Here is a 21,491-nt window from a genome sequence, read left to right on the forward strand (position 1 = left end):
GCCCGCCTCGCCGCCGCGGCGACCGGGGGTGCGAGCGGCCACCCGATCGTCGCGCTCGACGTCGCGGAGGCGCTGCCCCGCGCGGTCGAGGATCTCCTGTCGTGAGGACCAGGGCCCGGAGGAGCGCGCTCGCCCTGTGGATCGCCTTCCTCCTCGTCCATCTCGTGACCGCGTGGCTGGGCTGGGTCTACCCGAGCCAGCCCATCGGGGACGTCGTGCTGGTCTACGAGCCCTGGGCGACGGCCGCGTGGAGCGGCGGGGAGATCGTGGGCGTCACGGAGTCCTGGGTGTATCCGCAGCTCGCGCTCCTGCCGATGATGCTCGCGGCCGTGCTCGCCGCCCCGTTCCTCCCGCTGCTCGGCGTCTCGGGCGCCTACCTCATCGGGTGGGCGCTGCTGGTCACGGTGCTCGACGCCGTCGCCTTCGCCGTGCTCGTCGGGCGCGGACACGTGCGGGCGCGCCGCACCGCCGCGTGGTTCTGGTGCGCGGCCCTGCTCCTCCTCGGACCCATCGCGCTGTACCGCATCGATGCCGTCACCGTGCCGATCGCCGTCGTGGCCGGCCTCTGGCTGGTGACCCGCCCGACCATCGCCGCGGCGCTGCTGACCATCGGCGCCTGGATCAAGATCTGGCCCGGTGCGCTCCTCCTCGCGGCGGTCGTGGCCGGGAGGGCGCGGCTGCGGATGCTCCTGGCCGCCGCGGTCGTCACCGCCGGTGTGGTGGTGGTGCTCCTGCTGCTCGGCGCCGACACCGAGATCCTCGGCTTCCTCACCGCGCAGACCGGCCGGGGACTCCAGATCGAGGCGGTCGCCGCGACGCCGTTCCTCTGGATGGCCGTGACGGAGGCCGCCCGCATCGAGTACAGCTACGACATCCTCACCTTCCAGATCGTCGCGCCGGGCGCGGAGGCCCTCGCGACGATCCTCACCCCGCTCCTGGTGCTCGCCGCCGCCGTCGTCACCGTCGTCGGCGGGGTCAAGGCCGCCCGCGGGGCGTCGTTCGCGCGACTCTTCCCGCCGCTGGCCCTGCTCCTGGTGACGGTGCTCATCGCCCTGAACAAGGTCGGCTCGCCGCAGTTCCAGACCTGGCTGCTCGCCCCCGGGATCCTGTGGCTCGTGCTCGACCGCCGCCGGGCGCGCAGCGCCGCCGCCCTCGTGCTCGCGCTGTGCCTGCTCACCTGTCTCGTGTATCCGCTGAGCTATGACGGGCTGCTGCGTGCCGAAGCCGCCCCCGTCCTGCTGCTCACGATGCGCAACGTCCTGCTCGTCGTCCTCGCCGCCGTGAGCGTCGTCGCGCTCGCGCGGGTCCCCGCCGTCCGTCGTCCCCGAACCCAGGAGTGAACCCATGCTGATCGCCTTCTCCGTCGCCCCCAGCGGCGCGCCCGCCGACGGTGCCGAGCGCACCGATGCCTCCGTGCACGACGCGGTCTCCGCGGCCGTGCGCGTCGTCCGCGCGTCGGGGCTCCCGCACCGCACGACGAGCATGTTCACCGAGATCGAGGGGCCCGACTGGGACACCGTCATGGACGTGGTCAAGCGCGCGACCGAGGCGGTCCTGCCGTTCGGATCGCGCGTGTCGCTCGTCCTCAAGGCGGACATCCGCCCCGGGTACACGGGAGAGCTCGACGCCAAGGTCGAGCGTCTGGAGGCGGCGATCGAGGAGTCCGACGACCGGTAAGCTGAACCGGTGAATCCCTCGACACCTTCGAGGGGTGCGGCGAAGTGGGCGCTCCTCTCCCTCGCCATCGGCAGTTTCGGCATCGGCATGACCGAGTTCGTCGTCATGGGCCTGCTGCCGAACATCGCCGCCGACCTCCTCCCGTCCGTCTGGGCGTCGAGCCAGGAGGAGGCGCTGAGCCAGGCCGGCTGGCTGATCTCGCTGTACGCACTCGGCGTGGTCGTCGGCGCCCCGACCATCGCCGGCTTCGTCGCCCGCTATCCGCGGCATCGGGTGATGATCGTGCTCGCCCTCGCGCTGACCGTCTTCAACGCGCTCACCGTGGTGCTGCCGACGTTCGAGCTCGTCGGCGTCTCGCGCTTCCTCGCCGGACTCCCGCACGGCGCGTACTTCGGCATCGGCGCGCTGGTCGCGGCCGACGTGATGGGGCCGGGCAACCGTGCCAAGGGCGTGGCGTTCATCCTCACCGGGCTCACGGTCGCCAATGTCGTCGGCGTGCCGCTGGGCACCTTCCTCGGCCAGGAGTGGGGCTGGCGCGCGGCCTTCGCGGTCGTCGGGCTCGTCTTCGCGCTCGCCACCGTCTTCATCGCGCTCTTCGTGCCTGCGCACCCGGGGAACCCCGGACGCACGATGCGGGCGGAGCTCGGGGTGTTCCGCATCGGTCAGGTCTGGTTCACGCTCGGCGTCGGGGCGATCGGCTTCGGCGGGTTCTTCGCCGTCTACAGCTACATCGCCCCGCTCGTGACGGAGGTGGCGGGATCCCCGGACTGGGTCGTGCCGATCGTGCTCGTGCTCATGGGGCTCGGCATGACGGGTGGGAACCTCGTCGGCGGTCATCTGGCCGATATCGACCTCCGCCGCACGCTGCTGCTCGGCCTCGCCGCGATGGCCGTCGTGTTCGCCCTCCTCGCCGTGCTCTCGTCCTGGATCGTGACCCTGAGCCTCGTGGTCGTCCTCGTCGGGTTCGTCTCGTCCGTGCTCAGCCCGACGATCCAGACGCGGTTGATGGACGTGGCCGGCGACAACCAGTCCATCGCGGCGGCCATGAACCACTCCGCCCTGAACATCGGCAACAGCCTGGGTGCCTTCCTCGGCGGTATCGTGATCGCGATCGGCTGGGGCTTCACGGCACCGGCGTGGACCGGGGCGGTGCTCGCGGTGGCCGGACTCCTCATCGCCCTGGTGTCGTACCGCGTGGAGGCACGGCGGGTGGCGCAGACGCCGGCCCTCGCGTCGTAGAGTGACGGGGTGACCGCTCCCGACGACGACCTCCCGCTCGCCGGAACCGTCGTGCTGCTGCGCCCGAGCCCCGCGGGCTTCGAGGTGCTGCTGCTACGCCGTCCGTCGCGCGGCTCTTTCGCGGACGCCTGGGTGTTCCCCGGCGGGAAGGTCGAGCCGGGAGACCGTCAGGCGGGCGCCGCGGACGTCGAGGACGCGCGCCGGGCCGCCGCCCGAGAGACCGCGGAGGAGGTCGGACTCGTCGTCGACGACCTGGTGCCGCTGTCGGAATGGCGGCCGCCCGCGGAGGCGCCCGTGCGGATCCGCACCTGGTTCTTCCTCGCCCTCGCCCCGGACGCCGAGCCGTCGCCTGCAGCCGACGAGGTCGTCGAGCTCGCCTGGGTGTCACCGGACACGGCCTTCGAGCGGCACGCGGCGGGGGAGTGGCGGCTCTTCCCGCCCACCTGGCTCACGTTGCACCGGCTCTCCGCCTTCACCGACGTCGAGGCCGCGCTGGCCTCCGGCGGAGCGGTCGAGCTGTTCCAGACGGAGGTGCGCGACGGGGGGCGGGCGTTCGGCTGGGCACAGGGGACTCTGCACGCCCACACCCTGCCGTGGCGGTTCGACCCGGCCTGACGGGGTTCAGGCGTCGAGCAGGCGCCGCAGGTGGGTGCCGACGGCCTCGGTCTCGATGAGGAACCCGTCGTGGCCGAAGTCGCTCGTGAGCACTACCGCCTCGCCGTCGAGCACGTTCCGGATGCTCCGGGCGATCCGCTGCTGACCGTCGACCGGGAAGAGGCGGTCGCTGTCGATGCCGAGGACGAGGGTCGTCGCGGTCACCGCCTTCAGGGCCTCCTCCACGCCGCCGCGGCCCCGGCCGACGTCGTGCGAGTTCATGGCCTCGACGAGGGTGATGTAGCTGTTGGCGTCGAAGCGGCGCGTGAACTTGTTCCCGTGGAAGTCGAGGTAGGACTCCACGGCGAAGCGTCCGCCGTGGCCGAGCGGCGACACGTCCGACTGCCAGGAGCGCTGGAACCGCTGGTTGAGCTCGATCGGGCTGCGGTAGTTCAGCAGCGCCATGCGGCGCGCGAGCGCCAGACCGCGGTGCGGGCCGTCGCCGTCCGCGAGGTCGTAGTACTCGCCGCCCTGGAAGCGCGGGTCCATGCGGATCGTCTCGAGCTGCACGGTGTTGAGCGCGATCTGGTCGGCGGTGGTGACCGGGGGCGAGGAGAGCACGGCGAGGCGCTGCACCCGGTCCGGCTGCGCCACGGCCCACTCGAGCGCGTGCATGCCGCCCATCGAGCCGCCGATCACCGCCGCCCAGCTGTCGATGCCGAGCGCGTCGGCCAGACGCACCTGCGCGGCGACCTGGTCGCGGATGGTGAGGTAGGGGAAGCGCGACGCCCACTCGTAGCCGTCCGGGGCGATGCTCGCGGGGCCGGTCGATCCCTGGCAGCCACCGAGCATGTTCGGCGCGATCACGAACCACTCGTCGGTGTCGAGCGGCGCACCGGGGCCGACGACGTCCTCCCACCAGCCGGCGGTCGGGTGGCCGGCACCGGCGTCTCCGCGCACGTGGCTGTCCCCGGTGAGAGCGTGCAGGACGAGCACGGCGTTGTCGCGCGCGGCGTTCAGCTCGCCCCAGCTCTCATACGCGAGGCGGATGCCGGGGAGCTGGGCTCCGCTCTCGGTGTCGAAGGCGCCGAACGCGGCGAACCGGCGGCCGCCGACGGGGTCGCCGTCGCGCCAGGCGCCGGTGGCCGGTGGCCGGGCACGGAGCAGCCGGACGTCGGCCTCCGTCACCGGTGCCGACGGCACCGTGTCCTCGGAGGTCGTCTGCCAGTCCATGTCTCCATTCTCGCCTGGCCGGTCGGTCCCGGCCCGCAGGTTACGACACCGGAGACGACGAAGGCCCCGGACCGTGCGGTCCGGGGCCTTCGCGGAGAGGGTGTCAGGCGCGCGCGGCCTCGGAGACGGCGCGGGCGGCGGCGAGCGCCTGGTCGAGATCGGCCTTGAGGTCCTCGATGTTCTCGAGTCCCACGGACAGGCGCACGAGGCCGGGGGTCACGCCCGCGGTGAGCTGCTGCTCCGGGGTGAGCTGGGCGTGCGTCGTGGAGGCCGGGTGGATGACGAGCGAGCGCACGTCGCCGATGTTGGCGAGGTGGCTGAACAGGGAGAGGCTGTTGACGAACTCGCGTCCGGCCTCGACACCGCCCTTGAGCTCGAACGACAGCACGGCGCCGACACCCTTCGGGGCGTACTCGTTCGCCTTGGCGTACCAGGGCGAGGACGGCAGGCCGGAGTAGTTGACCGCGGCCACGTCGTCGCGGCTGTCCAGCCACTCGGCGATCTCCTGGGCGTTCTGCACGTGGCGCTCGATGCGCAGCGACAGCGTCTCGACACCCTGGATGAGGTTCCACGCGCTCTGCGGGGCGATGGCCGAGCCGAGGTCGCGGAGCAGCTGCACGCGGGCCTTGATGATGTAGGCGAGCGGGTCGCCGACCGCGGCCGTGTAGCTGGCGCCGTGGTAGGAGGGGTCCGGCTCGGTGAGGCCGGGGAACTTCTCGACGTTCTCCGACCAGGCGAAGGAGCCGCCGTCGATCACGACGCCGCCGATCGTGGTGCCGTGGCCGCCGAGGAACTTCGTGATCGAGTGGACGACGATGTCGGCGCCGTGCTCGAACGGGCGGATGAGGTACGGGGTCGCGATCGTGTTGTCGACGATCAGCGGGACGCCATTCTCGTGCGCGATGTCGGCGACCGTGCGGATGTCGAGCACGTTGATCTGCGGGTTGCCGATGGTCTCCGCGAAGAACAGCTTCGTGTTCGGGCGGACGGCGCGACGCCACTCCTCCGGGTCGTCCTGGTTCTCGACGAAGGTGACCTCGATGCCGAGCTTGGCGAGCGTGTACTTGAAGAGGTTGTAGGTGCCGCCGTAGATCGAGCTCGACGCGACGAAGTGGTCGCCGGCCTGCGCGATGTTGAGGATCGCGAAGGTCGAGGCGGCCTGACCGCTGGAGAGGACGAGGGCGCCGGTGCCCCCTTCGAGCGCGGCGAGGCGCTGCTCCAGGACGTCCTGGGTCGGGTTCTGGATGCGGGTGTAGATGTTGCCGAACTCGGCGAGTGCGAAGAGGTTCGCGGCGTGGTCGGCGCTGTCGAACACGTAGGACGTGGTCTGGTAGATCGGCGTCGCCCTGGCCTTGGTGACGGGGTCGGGGGCGGCGCCCGAGTGGATCTGCTTGGTCTCGAAACGCCAGGTCTCGGGTGCGGACATGTGTTCCCCCTGGAACGGTCGGAAGGTCGGATGGGCTGGTGCCCTTGCAGCGAGAGTACGGAACATCGGTCCGTGTCAACAACGACCGGGAAATGTGACGTAACACGGCGAGGGGGCCGAGAACGGGCGGAACTCCCGCGGACATCGTACGGTGGAGGGCATGGCCAACAGACGTGCAGTGGTGACAGGTGCGAGTTCCGGGATCGGTCAGGCGACGGTGCGGGTGCTGCGGTCGCGCGGGTGGGACGTCGTCGGCGTCGCGCGCCGTGCCGACCGTCTCGCCGCGCTGTCCGCGGAGACGGGGGCGTCGACCATCGCCTGCGACCTGACGGATGACGCGGCGGTGGCGGCGCTCCTCGCTGAACTGGAGCGCACGGGACCGGTGCACGCGCTCGTCCAGGTGGCCGGCGGCGCGCGGGGCACCGACCGCGTCGAGGACGCCGAGCTCGCCGACTGGCAGTGGATGTACGACGCGAACGTGCTCGCGACCCAGCGCCTCGTCGCGGGGTTGCTGCCGCTGCTGCGTCGCACCGCGGACGCGGACGGCCATGCCGACCTCCTCTTCGTGACCTCGACGGCCGCGCAGACCGCCTACCCGGGCGGTGCGGGCTACAACGCGGCGAAGGCGGCCGAGGCGATGCTCGTCCGTGCGCTGCGGCAGGAGCTCAACGGCGAGCCCCTCCGGGTGGCCGAGGTCGCTCCGGGCATGGTGCACACCGAGGAGTTCACGCTGAACCGCCTCGGGGGCGACGCCGTCGCCGCGGAGGCCGTGTACTCCGGCGTCGAGGCGCCGCTCCTCGCCGAGGACGTGGCGGACGTCATCGCCTATGCCCTGGACGCGCCGGGTCACGTGAACCTCGACCTCATCACGATGCGTCCGGTCGCGCAGTCGGCGCAGCACCTGCTCGCGCGGGGGCCCCTGCGGGTCCGGCCTGTCGAGTGACCGGAGGACGCACCCTCGCCGAGCTCGCGGACGAGGGACTGATTGACGCGGGGTGGGCGGAGGCGCTGGCCCCGGTGCAGGACACCGTGACAGCGCTCGGGGAGCGACTGCGCGCCGAGCAGGCGGCCGGCCACGGCTACCTCCCCGCGGGGCCGAACGTGCTGCGTGCCTTCCAGCGACCGCTCGCCGACGTGCGGGTGCTCATCACGGGCCAGGACCCCTATCCGACTCCCGGGCACCCGATCGGGCTGTCGTTCGCCGTGGATCGCGACGTGCGGCCGCTGCCGCGGAGCCTGACGAACATCTACAAGGAGCGGGAGACCGACCTCGGCCTCGCGCCCGCGCCGCACGGAGACCTCACCGCGTGGAGCGATCAGGGCGTGCTGCTGCTCAACCGCGTCCTGACGGTGCGCCCCGGAGCGGCCGCCTCCCACCGCGGCTGGGGATGGGAGCAGGTGACGGAGCTCGCGATCCGTGCCCTGGTCGCGCGCGACCAGCCACTCGTCGCGATCCTCTGGGGGCGGGATGCCGCGAACCTCCAGCCGCTGCTCGGCGACACCCCGGTGATCGCGTCGGCTCATCCCTCGCCGCTCTCCGCCCGCCGCGGCTTCTTCGGGTCCCGCCCCTTCTCCCGCGCGAACGGGCTTCTGGAAGAGCTCGGCAGTGCTCCGGTGGACTGGAGGGTGGAGGGCGAGGGGCCCGGCTCTCTAAGCTGAGCGCATGCAGTTCGAGCCGGGGGACCGCCGCCGCGTTCTCCCACGCCATCTCCGACGGACCACCGTGCCGGACACGTTCTCCTATGTCATCCGTCCTGCGCGGGCGGCGGATCTGCCCCACGTCCGCGAGATCTACAACCACTTCGTCAGCAATTCAGCGGTGACCCTGGACGAGCGACGCAGCAGCATCCCGTACTGGAGGGACAAGTTCACCCTCCTGGAACGTCTCGGGCTGCCGTTCCTCGTGGCCGTGTCGCCGTCCGGTGCGGTGCTCGGGTACGCGCTCGTGCAGCCGTGGGCCGGCAAGAACGCCTACCGCTACACCGTCGAGGACGCGATCTATCTCGGGCCGGGTGCCGCGGGGAAGGGGCTGGGGTCGGCGCTCCTGCAGGCGCTGATCGAGGCCTGCGAGCAGCGGGGACTCCGCGAGATCATCGCCGTGATCAGCGATCAGGGGGCGGAGGCCTCGATCCGGCTGCACGAGAAGCTCGGCTTCGTGGAGGCCGGACGCATGGGGCGCGTCGGTCGGAAGTTCGGCCGCGATCTGGGCACGGTGTCCCTGCGCCGTCCGCTGCGTCCGCGTCGTCGTTCGCTCTTCCCGCGCTGACCCGTCGACCCACCCCCCTTGCGCGCCTCCCACCCCGTTGCGGGCGCACGCAACGGGCCGGAGCGGCCGCAAGGGGGTGGGTCGGCGATCAGGCGTCGGGGATGACGGGGATCGCGGAGAGCAGCGTGCGGGTGTAGTCGGCCGTCGGGTGCAGAAGTACGTCGCGCGTCGGACCGCGCTCGACGATGCGGCCGTCCTTCATGACGACGACCGTGTCGCAGAGGTTCTGCACCACGCCGATGTCGTGCGACACGAGCAGCAGCGTGAGCTCGTCCGCGACCCGCAGCTCCGCGAGGAGCTCGAGGATCTGCGCGCGCACCGTGACGTCCAACGCCGACAGCGGCTCGTCGCCCACGAGGATCCGCGGACGATGGACGAGTGCGCGGGCGAGAGCGATCCGCTGCCGCTGCCCGCCGGAGAACTCGTGCGGATAGCGGTCGCCCATCTCGGGGTCCAGGCCGACCCGGGCGATGACCTCGCGCACCCGGGCGCGGTGGTCGCCGTCGATGCCGAGGGCCCACAGCGGCTCCCGCACGATCTGCCCCGCGGTCATCCGGGGGTCCAGGGACGCGTAGGGGTCCTGGAAGACGAGTCCCGTCTGCCGACGCAGCCAGTGCAGCGACCGGGCGGAGGCCCCCGCGTCGACGATCCGGCCGTCCACGGACACGGTTCCCGCGGTCGGTCGGTCCAGACCCAGCAGCAGCCGCACGAGGGTCGACTTCCCCGAGCCGGACTCGCCGATGATCCCGAGGGACGCCCCCTCGGAGACGTCCAGGTCGGTCGGCTCCAGGGCCGTCTGCCGCCGTGTGCGCTCGAACGCCGTCCGCTTCGGCACCACGAAGTCCCGTGACAGCCCGCGTGCTTCGATCAGGCTCATGCCGTTCCTCCCTCGGGCCGCCAGAGCGTCGCGGTCGCGTCCCGCAGCAGCCCCTGCGTGACGGGAGAGGTCGGCGCGGTCAGCAGCCGCGACACCGGTGCGCTCTCGACGACCCGACCGTGCTCCAGCACGACTCCCTCGATCGCCACCTGGGACAGCACCGCGAGGTCGTGCGTGATGAACAGGAGCGACATGCCCTCGTCGGCGACGAGCCCGAGCAGCAGCGACAGGATCTCGGCCTGGATCGTCACGTCGAGGGCCGTCGTGGGCTCGTCGGCGATCAGCAGCCGCGGACGGCAGGCGAGGGCCATGGCGATCGCGACGCGCTGCCGCTGGCCGCCGGAGAGCTGGTGCGGATACCGGTCGACGATGGTCTCCGGGTCGGGGAGTCGCACGCGGGCGGCTTCCGCGATCGCCCGGTCACGGGCCTCGCGCCGGCCCAGGCCTTCGTGGATGCGGATGGACTCCGCGATCTGGCGGCCGACCGTCCGGATCGGGTTGAGCGCCGTCCGGGGCTCCTGGAACACGATGCCGATGTCGTCGCCGCGCAGCCGGGCGAGCTCACGGTCCGGCATCCCGATCAGCTCGGTGCCGTCCCACCGGATGCTCCCGTGTGCCGTCGCCCCCTCCGGCAGCAGCCCGAGCACGGCGAGCGCCGTGAGGGACTTGCCGGAACCGGACTCGCCGATCACCCCGAGGCGGGTGCCGTCGGGGACCTGGAGCGAGACGCCGTCGACCACCCGGCGTCCGTCGATCTCGATGACGAGATCCTCGACCGTCAGACTCATGCGACCACCGCCGGTGTGTGCGTCTCGGCGGCACGGTGCCGCAGGGTGGGATCCGTCGCTTCGCGGAGGCCGTCGCCGAGCAGGTTGAGGGCGAGCACGGTCAGGGTGATCGTGAGCCCGGGCCAGATCACGGTGAGCGGATGCACGCCGATGTAGCGCTGGAGATCCGCGAGCAGCAGCCCCCAGCTCGGTTCCACGACCGAGGCCCCGAAGCCGAGGTACGACAGGCCGGCCTCCGCGAGGACGGCGACGGCCATCGACCATGAGAGCTGCACGATGAACACCGGAGCCACGTTCGGGAGGAGGTGGCGGACGAGGCTCTGCGCGGGGGTGAGGCCGGACGCGCGCGCGGCGAGCACGAAGTCGCTCTGTTGCACGCGGCGCAGCTCCGGCCGCGTGACCCGCGCGATGTTCACGCCGAACCCGATCCCCACCGCCCAGATCACGACCCAGAGCGATCCGCCCCACACCGACGAGATCATCATCGCGATCAGCAGCACGGGGAAGGCGATGAGGATGTCGACGAACACGGCGACCGTCTCCCGCACGAGCCGGGTGGCCAGGGCGCCGAGGGCGGCGAGGGCGATGCCGACGACGGTGGCCACGAGTCCCGCGCCCACGCTGACGAAGACGGTGGTCCGCGCCCCCGCCATGAGCAGGCTCAGGATGTCGCGTCCGGTGTCGTCCGTCCCGAGCAGGTGCGGCCAGCCCGGCGGCAGCCAGCGGTCGCCGATGTTCGAGGCCCGCGGGTCGAACGGCGTCCAGAAGAGGGACACGACGGCCGCCAGGGCGACGATGGCGATGACGATCAGACCGAAGCGGCCGGTCGAGGTCCGCCACAGCCGAGGGAACCACCGAGCGCTCATGCGGCCTCCCGCTGTCGAGGATCGATCGCCCGGTGCAGCAGGTCCACGAGGAAGCCCACCACCAGGACAAAGCCGGTCAGCACGAGCAGCTCGCTCTGCACCTTGACGAGGTCGCGCGTACCGACGTCGGTCACGAGCATGCGGCCGATGCCCGGAAGCGTGAACAGCTGCTCGATCACGACCGAGCCGACGATGATCCCGGCGACCTGGAGGCCGAGGACCGTGATGATGGAGAGACCGACCGCCGGGATCCCGTGCTGGATGAGGGCGCGGGTCTTCGTCAGACCCTTGGCGGCCGCGGTGCGGACGAAGTCCTGTCCGGCCGCCTGCAGGGTCGCGCTGCGCACGAAGCGCATGAGCATGGCGCCCTCGACGATGCCGATGGTGAGGGCAGGCAGCAGAAGTGCCTCGATCGCTCTTCCCGGCGTGGACCATCCGGTGCGGGGGAAGCCCTGGGGCGGCAGCCAGCCGAGCCACACGGAGAACACGACGATCAGCATCATGCCCGCCCAGACGACGGGTACCGCCGCGAGAGCCTGCGCGCCGACGCTGAGCGCCGTGCCGTCGCGGTGGCCGCGACGCAGGGCGGCGAGGATTCCGAAGGGCACCGCGATGAGCACGGCGATCATCAGCGACATGATCCCGAGGGGAACGGTGACCTGCGCCTTCAGCAGCAGCTCCTCGCCGACCGAGGCACCGGACAGCAGCGAGGTGCCCAGGTCGCCGCGGAGGATCCCGCCGATCCAGTCGGCGTACTGCGTGATCAGGGGCTGGTTCAACCCCAGCGACTCCCGCAGCGCCTCGACCTCGGCGGGGGAGGCCTGGGTGCCGGCGATGAGCTGGGCCACGTCGCCAGGGAAGACGCGCAGCGTGAGGAAGATGAGCGCGCTCGACACGAGGAGCCCTGCGATCAGCAGGGCTCCTCGGACGAGCGCGTAACGCAGCACGGAGCGTCGACCGTCGTCAGCTCGCGGCGGAGACGGTCACACCCGCGAGGTTGATGCGCGAGTTGATCGAGTCCTCCGGGAAGCCGCTGACGACCGGATTCACGGCGGTGATCGTCTGACCGTTGTAGAGCCAGTCCGCCGCGTGGTCCTCGGAGACGATCCGGGCCGCCTCGGCGAGGAGCTTCGCGGAGGCATCCGGATCGACCTCGGCCAGCGCCTGCGCGTAGAGGTCCTGCACCTCGGCGTTGTCGTAGCCGAAGTAGTAGTCCGGGTTGGCGAAGTTGCCGAAGTCCCGCGGTTCGACGTGCAGGACGAAGCTCAGGTCGTAGTCCTTGTTGGTGTACACGTCCTCGAGCCAGGTCGGGAACTCCACGGAATCGACCTCGAGGTTCACGCCGACCTTGTCGAAGTCCGAGATGAGGACCTTCGGGACGGTGGTGCCGTAGAACGACGGGATGGTCAGGGTGAGGTCGAGGTCCTCCTGGCCGGCCTCGGCGAGCAGCTCCTTGGCCCGCTCGGGGTCGTAGGAGATGACGTCGGAGAGGTCCTCGTAGCCGGGGTCGAGCTCGGGGATGGGGCCGTACAGCGGCGTGCCGGCGCCGACGGCCTCGATGAGCGCGTCGTGGTCGATGGCCAGGCGCAGCGCCTCGCGGACCCGGACGTCGTCCAGCGGAGCCTTCTTGTTGTTGAAGGCGAGCGTGGCCTTGTCGGTCGTGCGGCCCGTGGTGAGGGTGAAGTCACCCGAGTCCTCGAGCTGCGGAGCCAGGTTCGGGTCGACGGCGGTGAGGACGTCGACGTCGCCGGCGAGAGCCGCGTTCACTCCGGCCGTGAAGTCGGGGATGTACTGGAACTCGACCTCGGCGACGCCGGCCGGGTCGCCCCAGTAGTCGTCGTTGCGGGCGAAGGTGATCGTGCTGCCCTTGTTCCAGCGGGTGAGGGTGAACGGTCCCGTGCCGTTCTCCGCGGTCTTCAGATCGGTGGTGTCGCCCTTCTTGAAGACGAGGCCGGCCGGACCGGTGAGGGCGAAGAGGAAGTTCTGGTTCGGCTCGGACAGCACGATCTCGACGGTCGTGTCGTCCGGAGCGGAGATCGAGGAGACGGACGCGAACTCCGCGTTGCCCTGCACCGTGTCATCGGTGCGGACGGTCTCGTAGGAGGAGACGACGTCGGCCGCCGTCAGGGGCGAGCCGTCGTGGAAGGTGATCCCGTCGTTGAGGGTGAAGGTGTACGTGAGGCCGTCGTCCGACACCTCGTACTCCGAGGCGAGCCGCTCGACGATCTCGTTCTCCTGGGTGCGGCTGACCAGGCCCTCATAGATGTTGTCGATGAGGATCTGCTCCAGCGCGGCACCGCTGGTGTGACGGATGTCGAGGTTGGTGGGCTCGAGCACGAGACCGACGTGCAGGGTGGCGTCGGGGTCGGGCTCGCCGCCCGTGGACGGGGCAGGCTCGGCGGAGCCGGAGCAGGCGCTGAGGATCACGGCGGTGGCCGCGAGCGCGGAGATCAGCGCGAGGCGTCGATGACGTCGGAACATGGGTGTTTCCTCTCGGTGCGGCAGGTGCTGTGTGCCGGTGGGACGAGCCTAGGGTCGGGCGGGATGCGGCGCGGCGGCCGTGGAACGGAACGTCATATTCCGGCCGCGGCCGCGGAGCCGACGAGGGCAGCGAGGTCTCGAGGCGCCGTCTCCTGGACGTTGTGCGTGGCGTCCATCGCGACGACACGCGCATCGGGGAGGCGGCGCTGGAACTCCTCGGCGTCCGCAGCGCTCACGAAGCCGCGCTCGGCGCGGACGAGCGTGACGGGCGCGGTGACCGCCGCCAGGTCGTCCCAGCCGGTCTCGTGCAGGACGGACGGGGCGGCCGGGGTGCCGGGGTCGTGGGCGGCGAGTGCGGTGGCGGCCAGGTGGGCGAAGTGGTGCTTCCATTCGACGCGGCCGTCGGGGCGGACGCGGGTGTTGAGGAAGACGCCGCGCTCGGTCTCGGGGCGGGTGCCGCCGAACCCGAGGGACATCGCCTTGTCGACGAGCTCGTCGCGGGTCGCGAAATCCGTCGGCCCGGCGTAGAACTGCCGCAGCGCCGCGGGGCCGGCGGAGACGTCGATCCCCGGCGTGATGTCGACGACGATCAGCGCGGCCACGAGGTCCGGCCGGGCCGCGGCGACGGCGGCCCCCGTGAGACCGCCGAGCGACTGTCCCACCAGGATCTGCGGCGAGGAGACCCAGGCGTCCAGTGCGGCGATGACGTCGGCGGCGAGCGTGCGGGGGGAGTAGTCCGCGTCGTCGTGCCAGGAGGAGTCGCCGTGGCCGGCGAGGTCGATCGCCAGGAGCGGCTGCCCCAGCGCCAGCGCCGTCGTGTCCCACGTGTGGGCGTTCAGGCCGGCGCCGTGCAGCAGCGTGATGCGCGGCGGCGCGGACCCGAATTGCAGCCCGCTCACGACGCGGTCCTCAGCGAGGGGGAGCGTCAGGCGCTCGACGGTCGGAAGCGGAACGCCGAGCGCGTCGGCCTGCGCGGGAAGATAGGAGAACTCGCTGGTGTCGATCGCCACGCGGCTATTCTGCGCCCCGTTGCGACCTCGCAGGAAATGCCGGAGCAATGTGACAAGCAGTAAGAGGGATTGACAGGGCGATATGCGGAGTAGTTGCGCTCGCAGGTTCGCAATGTGCATTTCGGCAGCGTCGTGCCTGCACCGTCGTCCGCACCCAGCGCCGAATATCATGGAGGTATGACGGAACAGCGCGTGCACCTGTCCAAGACGGAGCCTGCGGCCTATCAGGCCCTCGACGCCTTCTCGAAGACGGTCGGCACGATCTGTGCCGAGAACGGCATCGACGATCGGCTGAAGGAGATCGTCATGATCCACTGCTCGCAGCTGAACGGGTGCAGCTACTGCACGCGGATCCATGTGGACCGTGCGGTCGCCGCCGGGCTGGATGTCGACACGATCAGCCAGATCGCCGTCTGGCGGGAGAGCGGTGTGTTCAGCGATCGGGAGCGTGCCGCCCTCGAGCTGGCGGAAGCCTTCACCTTCATCGCGGAGGACGGCATCTCGGACGACGTGTACGACCTGGTGGGGAGCGTGTTCACCGAGAAGGAGTACGCCGCGTTGAGTTGGGCGTGCGTCTCGATCAACGCCTTCAACCGCATCGTGATCGCCGGGCGCTACCCGGTGCCCCCGCGCGGCCCCCAGGCGGGGGCGTGACGATCCTCGACGTCGAGGGCGTCACGAACGTCCGGGACGTCGGCGGCATCCCCGCGGAGGGCGGACGCATCCGCAGCGGCATCCTGCTGCGCTCCGGTCAGCTCTCCACCGCGACGACGAACGGCGCCGCGCTCCTGAGGTCGGCGGTACGCCGCATCGTCGACCTCCGCGACGGCGAGGAGGTCGCCGCGGAGCCGAGCGAGATCGAGGGGCCGGAGACGACCCATCTGCCCCTGTTCCTCGGATCCGTGCGCTCTTTCTTCGAATCCGACACGAGCCTCGACGACCTGTACCTGCATCTGCTGGAGGAGAGCGGCGATCGCCTGGTCGCCGCCGTCCGCGTGATCGCGGCCGGGGAGCCGACGCTGGTGCACTGCACCGTGGGCAAGGACAGGACAGGGGTGACGGTCGCCCTGGCCCTCTCGGCGGTCGGCGCGGATCGGGAAGCCGTCATCGACGACTACGCCCTCACCGAGTCGCAGCTGCCCGCCGAACGGTCGCGCCGCATCGCCGCCTATCTGCGGAGCCAGCATCCTGAGGCGGTGCACGCCGTGGACCTGGCCACCCGCTCGCCGGCCGAGGTGATGCGTCGCCTGCTGGCCCAGGTCGACGAGCGCTGGGGGTCGGCCGCCGGCTACCTGCGCGCGAACGGCATGACCGAGGATGAGCTCGCCGCCCTGCGTGAGGTCCTCGTCGAGTCGGTGTCGGGGGACGCCACCCGCGAAGGTTAGGCAAGCCTTCGCTTGGTGTACGATGGGATCACCATGGACACCACGCTCGACACCCGAGGCACGCGTGCGGCTCGCCGCGCGGCGCGCCGTCGCGCACACCACCTGGTGACGGCCGACGAGCACTCGCTGCTCGACCTCGAGGCGTTCCTCGCGACCCTTCCGCTCTGCGCCTCCGGTCGGATCTTCATCGAGGTTCCCGACGCCTCCGACATCGGCGTCATCCATGCACCCGGCCGTATGACCGTCACCTGGCTCGCACGTTCCGCGCGCTCCGGAGCCCCGGGAAGCGGCCGCGGCTGCACGCCCGGTCAGGCTCTAGCCCGAGCCACCTGCGCGTGGGCGGACGAGATGCTGGTGGACGACGAGGTCGAGACGCACGTCACGCTGCTCGGCGGCTACCTCGGCACCGCCGACATCGTCGAGCACCTCACCGACCGCCTCGGCGTGGCCGTGAACCGGATCCGCGTGCCGGAGCGTTTCGGACTGCTCCCCGTCGAGGGCTGAGTCAGCGGGGGCGGCGCACGTAGTTGCCGTCTTCCAGCCCTGCTTCGATCTCGAAGCGGTTCCGTAGAGGGTCGCGTCCCGCGAACAGATAGAGCACCGGCATCAGGAAGCCGTAGCGCAGCCATTGCTGCTTGTGCACGGCCTCGTGGCGCAGCACCGCGTCGGTGGGCCGCGCGTCGCCGGTGAGGAAACACCCGCCCACGCAGACGCCGCCGCGGTGGAAGGTCCATCGGGGCATGCCCCGGAACACCCAGAGACCGCCGCGCCGTTCGATCGGGCCGGTGCTCCACAGAGCGCCCCAGATCCAGCCGACGGCCGTGCCCCAGAGGTAGCCCAGGCGGCTGATCGGGGAGCGCAGCAGGAAGGAGGGGATGCGGCGGTCGGACCGTCGTCCGCGGGCGAGGCGTTCCGCCGCGACGGCCTCCCACTCCGGCGCCGGGCTCACGCGACGGCTCCGACGAGACGCAGGATCGCGCCGAGGTCATCGACGGCGTCGGCCGGAGTGCGGGGCGCGAAGCCCGCGATGGTCGCCCCGGCGAGGGGGACGCGGCTCCGGAGCTCTCGGATCGCCGTGCTCAAGGACGCAGGGGTCACGCCGAAGGGCACGGCGGCGGAAACTCCGGTGAACGACGCCGGGTCGAGGACATCGACGTCGATGTGCACCCAGACGCGCTGTGCCCCCGTGGCCTGCACAGCGTCCGCGAGCGCCCCCGGGTCGTCCAGGTCGGCCACGGTGAGGTTCCGGAGACGGTCCCGCTCCTCGGCCTCGGCGTCGTCCACGTTACGGACCCCCACGGTGACGACACGGTCACGGGGGATGCCGGGGGAGAGGGCCAGCTGTGGTTCTCCCTCTCCGAGGACCGCGCGCAGCGCCATGCCGGAGAACGCCCCGGACGGCGACGTCTCCGGCGTGTGCAGATCGGCGTGCGCATCGCACCAGACCACGGCGAGGTCGTCGGTGCCGCCAGGGAGCGTGTCGAGGGCGGCGACGGTGATGCTGCAGTCGCCGCCGATCAGTACCGTCCCGGCTTCGAGATGACCGGCGACCAGCTCCCGCGTACGTGCGAGCGCGCTGAGCCGCCGGACACCCGTGCCCAGCGCCTCACCGGCTTCGACCGGGACGTCGAGGACGGTCGTCGCCGCACGCGGCAGATCGCCGGCGATGGCCGACGCGCCGTCGACGAGGAGCATCGCGCGCGCGGCGGGCGAACCCTGCCACTGCGGCACGACCAGGAAACGCACCATGGGAGACCTCCCGGAGACGGAACCGCGGATGCCCGGGCGCGCACCCGGGCATCCGCGTCGGTGTCAGTTGCCTTCGAGCGCCTGCCGCGGCGCGCTGCCGCCGGCCTTCAGCTCGGCCAGGCGCGCCTCGACCTCGGTCAGCTCGCCGAGATCCTCGAGGCTCTCGAACTGCGCGTCGAGGCTCGAGGCGGCCAGCTCCGCCTTGCCCTGGGCGAGAGCCTCCTGGCGGCGGACCTTGTCCTCGAACCGGCCGAGCTCGCTGGTGGGGTCGAGCACGTTGATGGAGCTGACCGCGTCCTGCACCTTGGTCTGCGCCTCGGCGACCTTGGCGCGGGCGAGCAGCTCGCTGCGCTTGTTCTTGAGCTCGTTGAGCTTGTCCTTCATGCCGTTCAGGCCGCTCTTGAGCTTGTCGACGATCTCCGTCTGGGCCGCGATCTGCGGCTCGGCGCTCGTCGCCTCCCGCTCGGCGCTGATCTGGCGCTGCAGGGCGATCTTCGCGAGGTTGTCGAACTTGTCGGCGTCGGCGGTGTTGCCCGCGCCGCGCATCTCGTCGGCCTTGCGGCTGGCGGCGAGGGCCTTGTTGCCCCACTCGTTGGCCGCCTGCACGTCTTCCTCGTGGTCGCGCTCCAGCAGCCGCAGGTTGCCGATGGTTTCCGCGATGGCGGACTCGGCGTCGGCGATGCTGTTGGTGTAGTCGCGGACGAGCTGGTCGAGCATCTTCTGCGGGTCCTCCGCAGAGTCCAGGAGGGCGTTGATGTTCGCGCGGACGAGGGTGGAGATCCGTCCGAAGATGGACTGCTTGGTCATGCGTGGTTCCTTTCAGAGGGGCGTCTTCGAGAGCTTGGCGTATGTGTCTGTGCGGGGGATCAGAAGCGTCGACCTCCGGAGCGTCCGCGTCCGCCGCCCCCGCGGGATCCGCCTCCGCCGAAGCCGGAGCTGCGGAAACCGCCCGAGGAGCGCCAGCCGCTGCTGCGCCGGGACGAGCCGCCGCCCCCGCCGCCGGCGAGGAGTCCGCCGATGATCCCGCCGAGGATGTCCCCGCCGATGCCGGAGCCGCCGGAGCGGGACCCGGAGCCGCCGAAGACTCCGCCCCAGCCGTCGTCCGGATAGCCGCCGGGGCTGTACGCGCGGAGATCGGCCTCCGCGGCGGACGTGGCCTGGCGTGCGAGATCGAGGGCGCGCTGCGCCTCGGCCAGGGCGTTCTCGACATCCGACGTGCGCAGGGTGAGGGCCTGGGTCAACGCGGCGTCGGCAGCGGCCAGGCGTGTCCGGGCGGTGGAGCCCACGGTGCCGCGGCGCGTCTCGATGAACTCCCGGGCAGCCCGGATCTCGGAGGCCGCCTGGGTGAGGGTCTGCTCCAGGAGCTGCTGGGCCCGTCGAGCGCGCTCCACGGCTTCGTGTCCGTGCGCGATCGCACCATCGATCTGCGCGTTCGCGGCCGTGAGGGCGTCGAGTGCCCGCTGCGGGTTGCGGGGCGTGGCGACGAGATCGGCCTGTGCCCTCTGCAGCTGTGCGGTCACCGTCTGGGTCGCGCTCGCCAGGGTACCGGTCGGGTCGGGCAGTTGCGCTGCCGCAGCGACATCGCCCTGGAGCTCGGTGACGAGCTCCTGCGCCTGCGTCTCGATCCCGGTCAGCTCGGTTCCGAGCGCGGTGATCGCCTGGACCAGCTGCGCGGCCTGCGCCACCGCCTGCTCGGCCGTGCGGATCGCGAACGCCGCTTCACCGGTGCGCCCGTTCGCGAGGGCCTGGGCCGCGGCGTCGATCGCCCGATCGGCCAAGGCTGCGCGCTCCTGGGCCTGAGCCGGGTTGTCCGTCACGGTGCTCAGGGCGGCCTGGTCGTAGGTCACGACGAGAGCGGCGAGGGAAGGAGCGGCCGAGGCGAGGTGCGGCGTCAGATCGGCGCGCTCTCGCCGCACCCGGTCCAGCTCCTGCGGCGCGTTCTGCTCGAGCCGCCGCAGTTCGTCGAAGGCCTCGGTGTTGTCGTCGAGGATCTCGTCGATCTCGTCGGCCAGCCGGATGATGAGGATGTGCCACGCACGGCGGTCGTGGACGGAATCCTCGATCTCGTCGTCGAGCTTCTGCCGGAGGTCGAACGCCTCGGCGATCTTCGCCTTCGCCTCGTCGACGGCGCGGGAGAACTCCGCGGTCGCGCCCTCGCCGTACTGCGCCACGGCGAAACCCAACTCCTCCCGGCTGGAGGTGATCGCGTCGTCGGCCCGGACGAGTGCGACGCCGGCCTGCTGCTCGACCTGGGCATCGGTGAGAGTCGAGAACGGATCGGCGGGATCCGGGGTCTCCGGCATGGCGCCTCGCTCGCGGATGGCTGCGGCGCGGCGTGCGCGTCGGACCAGAGCGACGACGAGCCAGATGAGCAGGGCGGCCGCGACCACCCCGACGACGATCAGCGTGACGCGGAGCGCCCCGGCGCCCCCGTCCCCCTGGATCTCGTCCGCGGCCAGCGTGATCGCGCCGACCCAGTCGCCGTCTCCGGCGAGCGGGGCGATGGCGTCTTCGATGGCGGCGAGCTGCCCGTCGCTCAACGGCCCCGAGGAGTCGGCGGAGATGTAGAGGCTGCGGCCCTCGACGGCGATCGCGAGGAGGTACTGATCGGGGCCGAGCCGATTGTCGTTCGCGACCTGATCGGCCCAGTCGACGCTGTCGCTCGGGTCGGTGAAGTCGTCGACGAGGACGACGAAGAGATCGGCGGAGGAGTTGTCGGTGAGCTCCTGCAGACGGGACTCGACCTGTTCCTCCTCGGCGGGGGAGAGGACGTCGGCCTGGTCGGTGACGTACCCGGAGTCCAGCGTGAGCGGATCGGTCGCGGACGCCGCCGAGGCGGACAGCGCACCCGCCGCGACCGCGAGGGCCAGAACACCCAGCGTCAGCCACCGTTTCGTCATCGTGTTCCCTCCGACCGGCAGCCGAGCCCCATGTGTCGAGTCTATGCACTGGGTCCGACACGCGACAGCACTCGCGCGCGTCTCGGCGTTCGCCCTCAGCGGAGACACATACGCTGGAAGGCATGGACGACAGGTACGGATCGGACGTGCTGGCGGCGGGCTGGCGCGAGCGCGGCGCGAAGCCGGTGCCGCAGGTGCCCGCCGAGGTCGACCTCGTGGTCGAGGTCGCGGCGGACGGATTCTGCGGCGCCGTGACGAAGGTGCAGGGCGGTGCCGTGGAGCTCGAGGACCGCGTCGGGCGACGGCGGCTGTTCCCCCTCGGCGGCGGCTTCCTCATCGACGGGGCACCGGTGCGCCTCACGGTGCCGACGGCATCCGCGCAGGGACCTCGCCGCACCGCCTCCGGTTCCTTCGCGGTGGCGGATCAGCGGGCGCGGACGGCGCTGCCCAGCCGGATCCTCGTCGAAGGACGGCACGACGCCGAGCTCGTGGAGAAGGTATGGGGGGCCGATCTGCGCGTCGAAGGCGTCGTGGTCGAGTACCTCCAGGGCGTGGATCTCCTCGACGAACTCCTCGCCGCGGAGCCGCCGAGCGCGCGCCGGAGGTACGGCGTCCTCGTGGACCACCTCGTGCCGGGGTCGAAGGAGTCCCGTATCGCGGAGGCGGTCGCCCGCGGACCGCACGGCCGCCATGTCCGTATCGTCGGACACCCGTTCGTCGACGTCTGGCAGTGCGTCACCCCTCGAGCCCTCGGCATCGCCGCGTGGCCCGAGATCCCGCGCGGCGTCGACTGGAAGACGGGCATCTGCCGCGCCTTCGGCTGGCCGCACGAGACGCAGGCCGACACCGCCAGGGCCTGGCAGCACATCCTGTCGAAGGTCACGACGTACCGCGACCTCGAACCCGCACTCCTCGGCCGGGTGGAAGAGCTGATCGACTTCGTCACCGAGCCCGCCAGCTGACCGCGTCCGGCGGCCGGGTTCCCGGCGACTACCCTGGA

23 protein-coding genes are annotated in these 21,491 nt (G+C 71.4%); 11 read left to right on the forward strand and 12 right to left on the reverse strand.

All coding sequences use genetic code 11. From position 1 onward, the window contains the following. Positions 1-101: 101 nt before the first annotated feature. Genes DW296_RS12715 through DW296_RS12730 form a run of 4 tightly spaced genes read left to right on the forward strand, consistent with a single transcriptional unit; the run spans position 102 to position 3,531 of the window. The gene (locus DW296_RS12715) at positions 102-1,340 is read left to right on the forward strand and encodes a hypothetical protein (protein WP_136052522.1); all 1,239 of its coding nucleotides are present in this window, start codon (positions 102-104) and stop codon (positions 1,338-1,340) included. A 4-nt stretch (positions 1,341-1,344) separates the two neighbouring features. Further along, a complete protein-coding gene (locus DW296_RS12720; RefSeq protein ID WP_136052523.1) occupies positions 1,345-1,677 on the forward strand; it encodes a thiamine-binding protein in 333 nt (110 codons plus the stop codon). Positions 1,678-1,686: 9 nt separating this feature from the next. Beyond that, on the forward strand, positions 1,687-2,916 hold the full coding sequence (locus DW296_RS12725; RefSeq protein WP_136052524.1) for an MFS transporter: 1,230 nt from the start codon (positions 1,687-1,689) through the stop codon (positions 2,914-2,916). Between the two features lie 9 nt (positions 2,917-2,925). Beyond that, entirely contained in the window at positions 2,926-3,531 is a 606-nt protein-coding gene (locus DW296_RS12730; protein ID WP_136052525.1) for an NUDIX domain-containing protein, read from the forward strand. A 6-nt stretch (positions 3,532-3,537) separates the two neighbouring features. Here the strand turns inward: DW296_RS12730 and metX are convergent, their stop codons facing one another. Together metX and DW296_RS12740 are read right to left on the reverse strand one after the other, a co-directional pair. Further along, entirely contained in the window at positions 3,538-4,743 is a 1,206-nt protein-coding gene (gene metX / locus DW296_RS12735; protein WP_136052526.1) for a homoserine O-acetyltransferase MetX, read from the reverse strand. Between the two features lie 103 nt (positions 4,744-4,846). Further along, a complete protein-coding gene (locus DW296_RS12740) occupies positions 4,847-6,169 on the reverse strand; it encodes a bifunctional o-acetylhomoserine/o-acetylserine sulfhydrylase (protein WP_025103077.1) in 1,323 nt (440 codons plus the stop codon). A 160-nt stretch (positions 6,170-6,329) separates the two neighbouring features. Between DW296_RS12740 and DW296_RS12745 the strand changes: the two genes are divergently transcribed. The 3 genes from DW296_RS12745 to DW296_RS12755 are packed head-to-tail and all read left to right on the forward strand — an operon-like array spanning position 6,330 to position 8,435. Continuing rightward, entirely contained in the window at positions 6,330-7,112 is a 783-nt protein-coding gene (locus DW296_RS12745; RefSeq protein ID WP_205807990.1) for an SDR family oxidoreductase, read from the forward strand. Then, a complete protein-coding gene (locus DW296_RS12750; protein WP_136052527.1) occupies positions 7,109-7,828 on the forward strand; it encodes a uracil-DNA glycosylase in 720 nt (239 codons plus the stop codon). Before DW296_RS12745 ends, DW296_RS12750 begins: the two co-directional genes overlap by 4 nt. A gap of 4 nt (positions 7,829-7,832) precedes the next feature. Then, on the forward strand, positions 7,833-8,435 hold the full coding sequence (locus DW296_RS12755; RefSeq protein WP_136052528.1) for a GNAT family N-acetyltransferase: 603 nt from the start codon (positions 7,833-7,835) through the stop codon (positions 8,433-8,435). 88 nt (positions 8,436-8,523) lie between these two features. Here DW296_RS12755 and DW296_RS12760 read toward each other — a convergent pair whose 3' ends face one another. The 6 genes from DW296_RS12760 to DW296_RS12785 form a co-directional block, all read right to left on the reverse strand. Then, positions 8,524-9,312, reverse strand: a complete 789-nt coding sequence (locus tag DW296_RS12760; protein ID WP_136052529.1) for an ABC transporter ATP-binding protein — start codon at positions 9,310-9,312, stop codon at positions 8,524-8,526. Continuing rightward, complete coding sequence (locus tag DW296_RS12765) at positions 9,309-10,100, reverse strand: ATP-binding cassette domain-containing protein (protein WP_136052530.1); 792 nt, start codon at positions 10,098-10,100, stop codon at positions 9,309-9,311. The genes DW296_RS12760 and DW296_RS12765 overlap by 4 nt, the downstream gene beginning before the upstream one ends. Continuing rightward, complete coding sequence (locus DW296_RS12770; RefSeq protein WP_136052531.1) at positions 10,097-10,966, reverse strand: ABC transporter permease; 870 nt, start codon at positions 10,964-10,966, stop codon at positions 10,097-10,099. Before DW296_RS12770 ends, DW296_RS12765 begins: the two co-directional genes overlap by 4 nt. Beyond that, the gene (locus DW296_RS12775) at positions 10,963-11,913 is read right to left on the reverse strand and encodes an ABC transporter permease (protein WP_136052532.1); all 951 of its coding nucleotides are present in this window, start codon (positions 11,911-11,913) and stop codon (positions 10,963-10,965) included. Before DW296_RS12775 ends, DW296_RS12770 begins: the two co-directional genes overlap by 4 nt. A gap of 16 nt (positions 11,914-11,929) precedes the next feature. Then, positions 11,930-13,447, reverse strand: coding sequence for an ABC transporter substrate-binding protein (locus tag DW296_RS12780; protein WP_136052533.1), 1,518 nt, complete (start codon positions 13,445-13,447; stop codon positions 11,930-11,932). Between the two features lie 92 nt (positions 13,448-13,539). Further along, positions 13,540-14,457, reverse strand: coding sequence for an alpha/beta fold hydrolase (locus DW296_RS12785; RefSeq protein WP_240743088.1), 918 nt, complete (start codon positions 14,455-14,457; stop codon positions 13,540-13,542). A 177-nt stretch (positions 14,458-14,634) separates the two neighbouring features. Between DW296_RS12785 and DW296_RS12790 the strand changes: the two genes are divergently transcribed. Genes DW296_RS12790 through DW296_RS12800 form a run of 3 tightly spaced genes read left to right on the forward strand, consistent with a single transcriptional unit; the run spans position 14,635 to position 16,346 of the window. Further along, the gene (locus DW296_RS12790; RefSeq protein WP_136052535.1) at positions 14,635-15,111 is read left to right on the forward strand and encodes a carboxymuconolactone decarboxylase family protein; all 477 of its coding nucleotides are present in this window, start codon (positions 14,635-14,637) and stop codon (positions 15,109-15,111) included. Further along, a complete protein-coding gene (locus tag DW296_RS12795; protein ID WP_136052536.1) occupies positions 15,108-15,842 on the forward strand; it encodes a tyrosine-protein phosphatase in 735 nt (244 codons plus the stop codon). Before DW296_RS12790 ends, DW296_RS12795 begins: the two co-directional genes overlap by 4 nt. 33 nt (positions 15,843-15,875) lie before the next feature. Then, positions 15,876-16,346, forward strand: coding sequence for an SIP domain-containing protein (locus DW296_RS12800; RefSeq protein ID WP_136052537.1), 471 nt, complete (start codon positions 15,876-15,878; stop codon positions 16,344-16,346). A gap of 1 nt (position 16,347) precedes the next feature. Here DW296_RS12800 and DW296_RS12805 read toward each other — a convergent pair whose 3' ends face one another. The 4 genes from DW296_RS12805 to DW296_RS12820 all read right to left on the reverse strand — a co-directional run bounded on the left by DW296_RS12805 (position 16,348) and on the right by DW296_RS12820 (position 20,491). Beyond that, positions 16,348-16,791: a Fe-S oxidoreductase gene (locus DW296_RS12805; RefSeq protein WP_136052538.1), complete on the reverse strand. Its 444-nt coding sequence runs from the start codon at positions 16,789-16,791 to the stop codon at positions 16,348-16,350. Then, positions 16,788-17,591 carry an arginase family protein gene (locus DW296_RS12810; protein ID WP_136052539.1) on the reverse strand — a complete coding sequence of 268 codons (804 nt, stop codon included), beginning with the start codon at positions 17,589-17,591 and terminating at the stop codon, positions 16,788-16,790. The genes DW296_RS12805 and DW296_RS12810 overlap by 4 nt, the downstream gene beginning before the upstream one ends. A 63-nt stretch (positions 17,592-17,654) precedes the next feature. Next, entirely contained in the window at positions 17,655-18,398 is a 744-nt protein-coding gene (locus tag DW296_RS12815) for a PspA/IM30 family protein (protein WP_071328326.1), read from the reverse strand. A gap of 59 nt (positions 18,399-18,457) precedes the next feature. After that, complete coding sequence (locus DW296_RS12820) at positions 18,458-20,491, reverse strand: TPM domain-containing protein (RefSeq protein WP_136052540.1); 2,034 nt, start codon at positions 20,489-20,491, stop codon at positions 18,458-18,460. Positions 20,492-20,613: 122 nt separating this feature from the next. Between DW296_RS12820 and DW296_RS12825 the strand changes: the two genes are divergently transcribed. Next, positions 20,614-21,453: a DUF3097 domain-containing protein gene (locus tag DW296_RS12825; RefSeq protein ID WP_136052541.1), complete on the forward strand. Its 840-nt coding sequence runs from the start codon at positions 20,614-20,616 to the stop codon at positions 21,451-21,453. The last annotated feature ends 38 nt before the right edge of the window (positions 21,454-21,491 follow it).

This window comes from Microbacterium sp. K36 (assembly GCF_004794355.1).
GTDB lineage: Bacteria > Actinomycetota > Actinomycetes > Actinomycetales > Microbacteriaceae > Microbacterium > Microbacterium paraoxydans_D.

Coding starts and splice junctions, on each gene's coding strand:
- DW296_RS12720 (WP_136052523.1), top strand. CDS start 1,345: ATGCTGATCGCCTTCTCCGTCGCCCCCAGCGGCGCGCCCGCCGACGGT.
- metX (WP_136052526.1), bottom strand. CDS start 4,743: ATGGACTGGCAGACGACCTCCGAGGACACGGTGCCGTCGGCACCGGTG.
- DW296_RS12740 (WP_025103077.1), bottom strand. CDS start 6,169: ATGTCCGCACCCGAGACCTGGCGTTTCGAGACCAAGCAGATCCACTCG.
- DW296_RS12745 (WP_205807990.1), top strand. CDS start 6,330: ATGGCCAACAGACGTGCAGTGGTGACAGGTGCGAGTTCCGGGATCGGT.
- DW296_RS12755 (WP_136052528.1), top strand. CDS start 7,833: ATGCAGTTCGAGCCGGGGGACCGCCGCCGCGTTCTCCCACGCCATCTC.
- DW296_RS12760 (WP_136052529.1), bottom strand. CDS start 9,312: ATGAGCCTGATCGAAGCACGCGGGCTGTCACGGGACTTCGTGGTGCCG.
- DW296_RS12765 (WP_136052530.1), bottom strand. CDS start 10,100: ATGAGTCTGACGGTCGAGGATCTCGTCATCGAGATCGACGGACGCCGG.
- DW296_RS12770 (WP_136052531.1), bottom strand. CDS start 10,966: ATGAGCGCTCGGTGGTTCCCTCGGCTGTGGCGGACCTCGACCGGCCGC.
- DW296_RS12780 (WP_136052533.1), bottom strand. CDS start 13,447: ATGTTCCGACGTCATCGACGCCTCGCGCTGATCTCCGCGCTCGCGGCC.
- DW296_RS12790 (WP_136052535.1), top strand. CDS start 14,635: ATGACGGAACAGCGCGTGCACCTGTCCAAGACGGAGCCTGCGGCCTAT.
- DW296_RS12800 (WP_136052537.1), top strand. CDS start 15,876: ATGGACACCACGCTCGACACCCGAGGCACGCGTGCGGCTCGCCGCGCG.
- DW296_RS12810 (WP_136052539.1), bottom strand. CDS start 17,591: ATGGTGCGTTTCCTGGTCGTGCCGCAGTGGCAGGGTTCGCCCGCCGCG.
- DW296_RS12815 (WP_071328326.1), bottom strand. CDS start 18,398: ATGACCAAGCAGTCCATCTTCGGACGGATCTCCACCCTCGTCCGCGCG.
- DW296_RS12820 (WP_136052540.1), bottom strand. CDS start 20,491: ATGACGAAACGGTGGCTGACGCTGGGTGTTCTGGCCCTCGCGGTCGCG.
- DW296_RS12825 (WP_136052541.1), top strand. CDS start 20,614: ATGGACGACAGGTACGGATCGGACGTGCTGGCGGCGGGCTGGCGCGAG.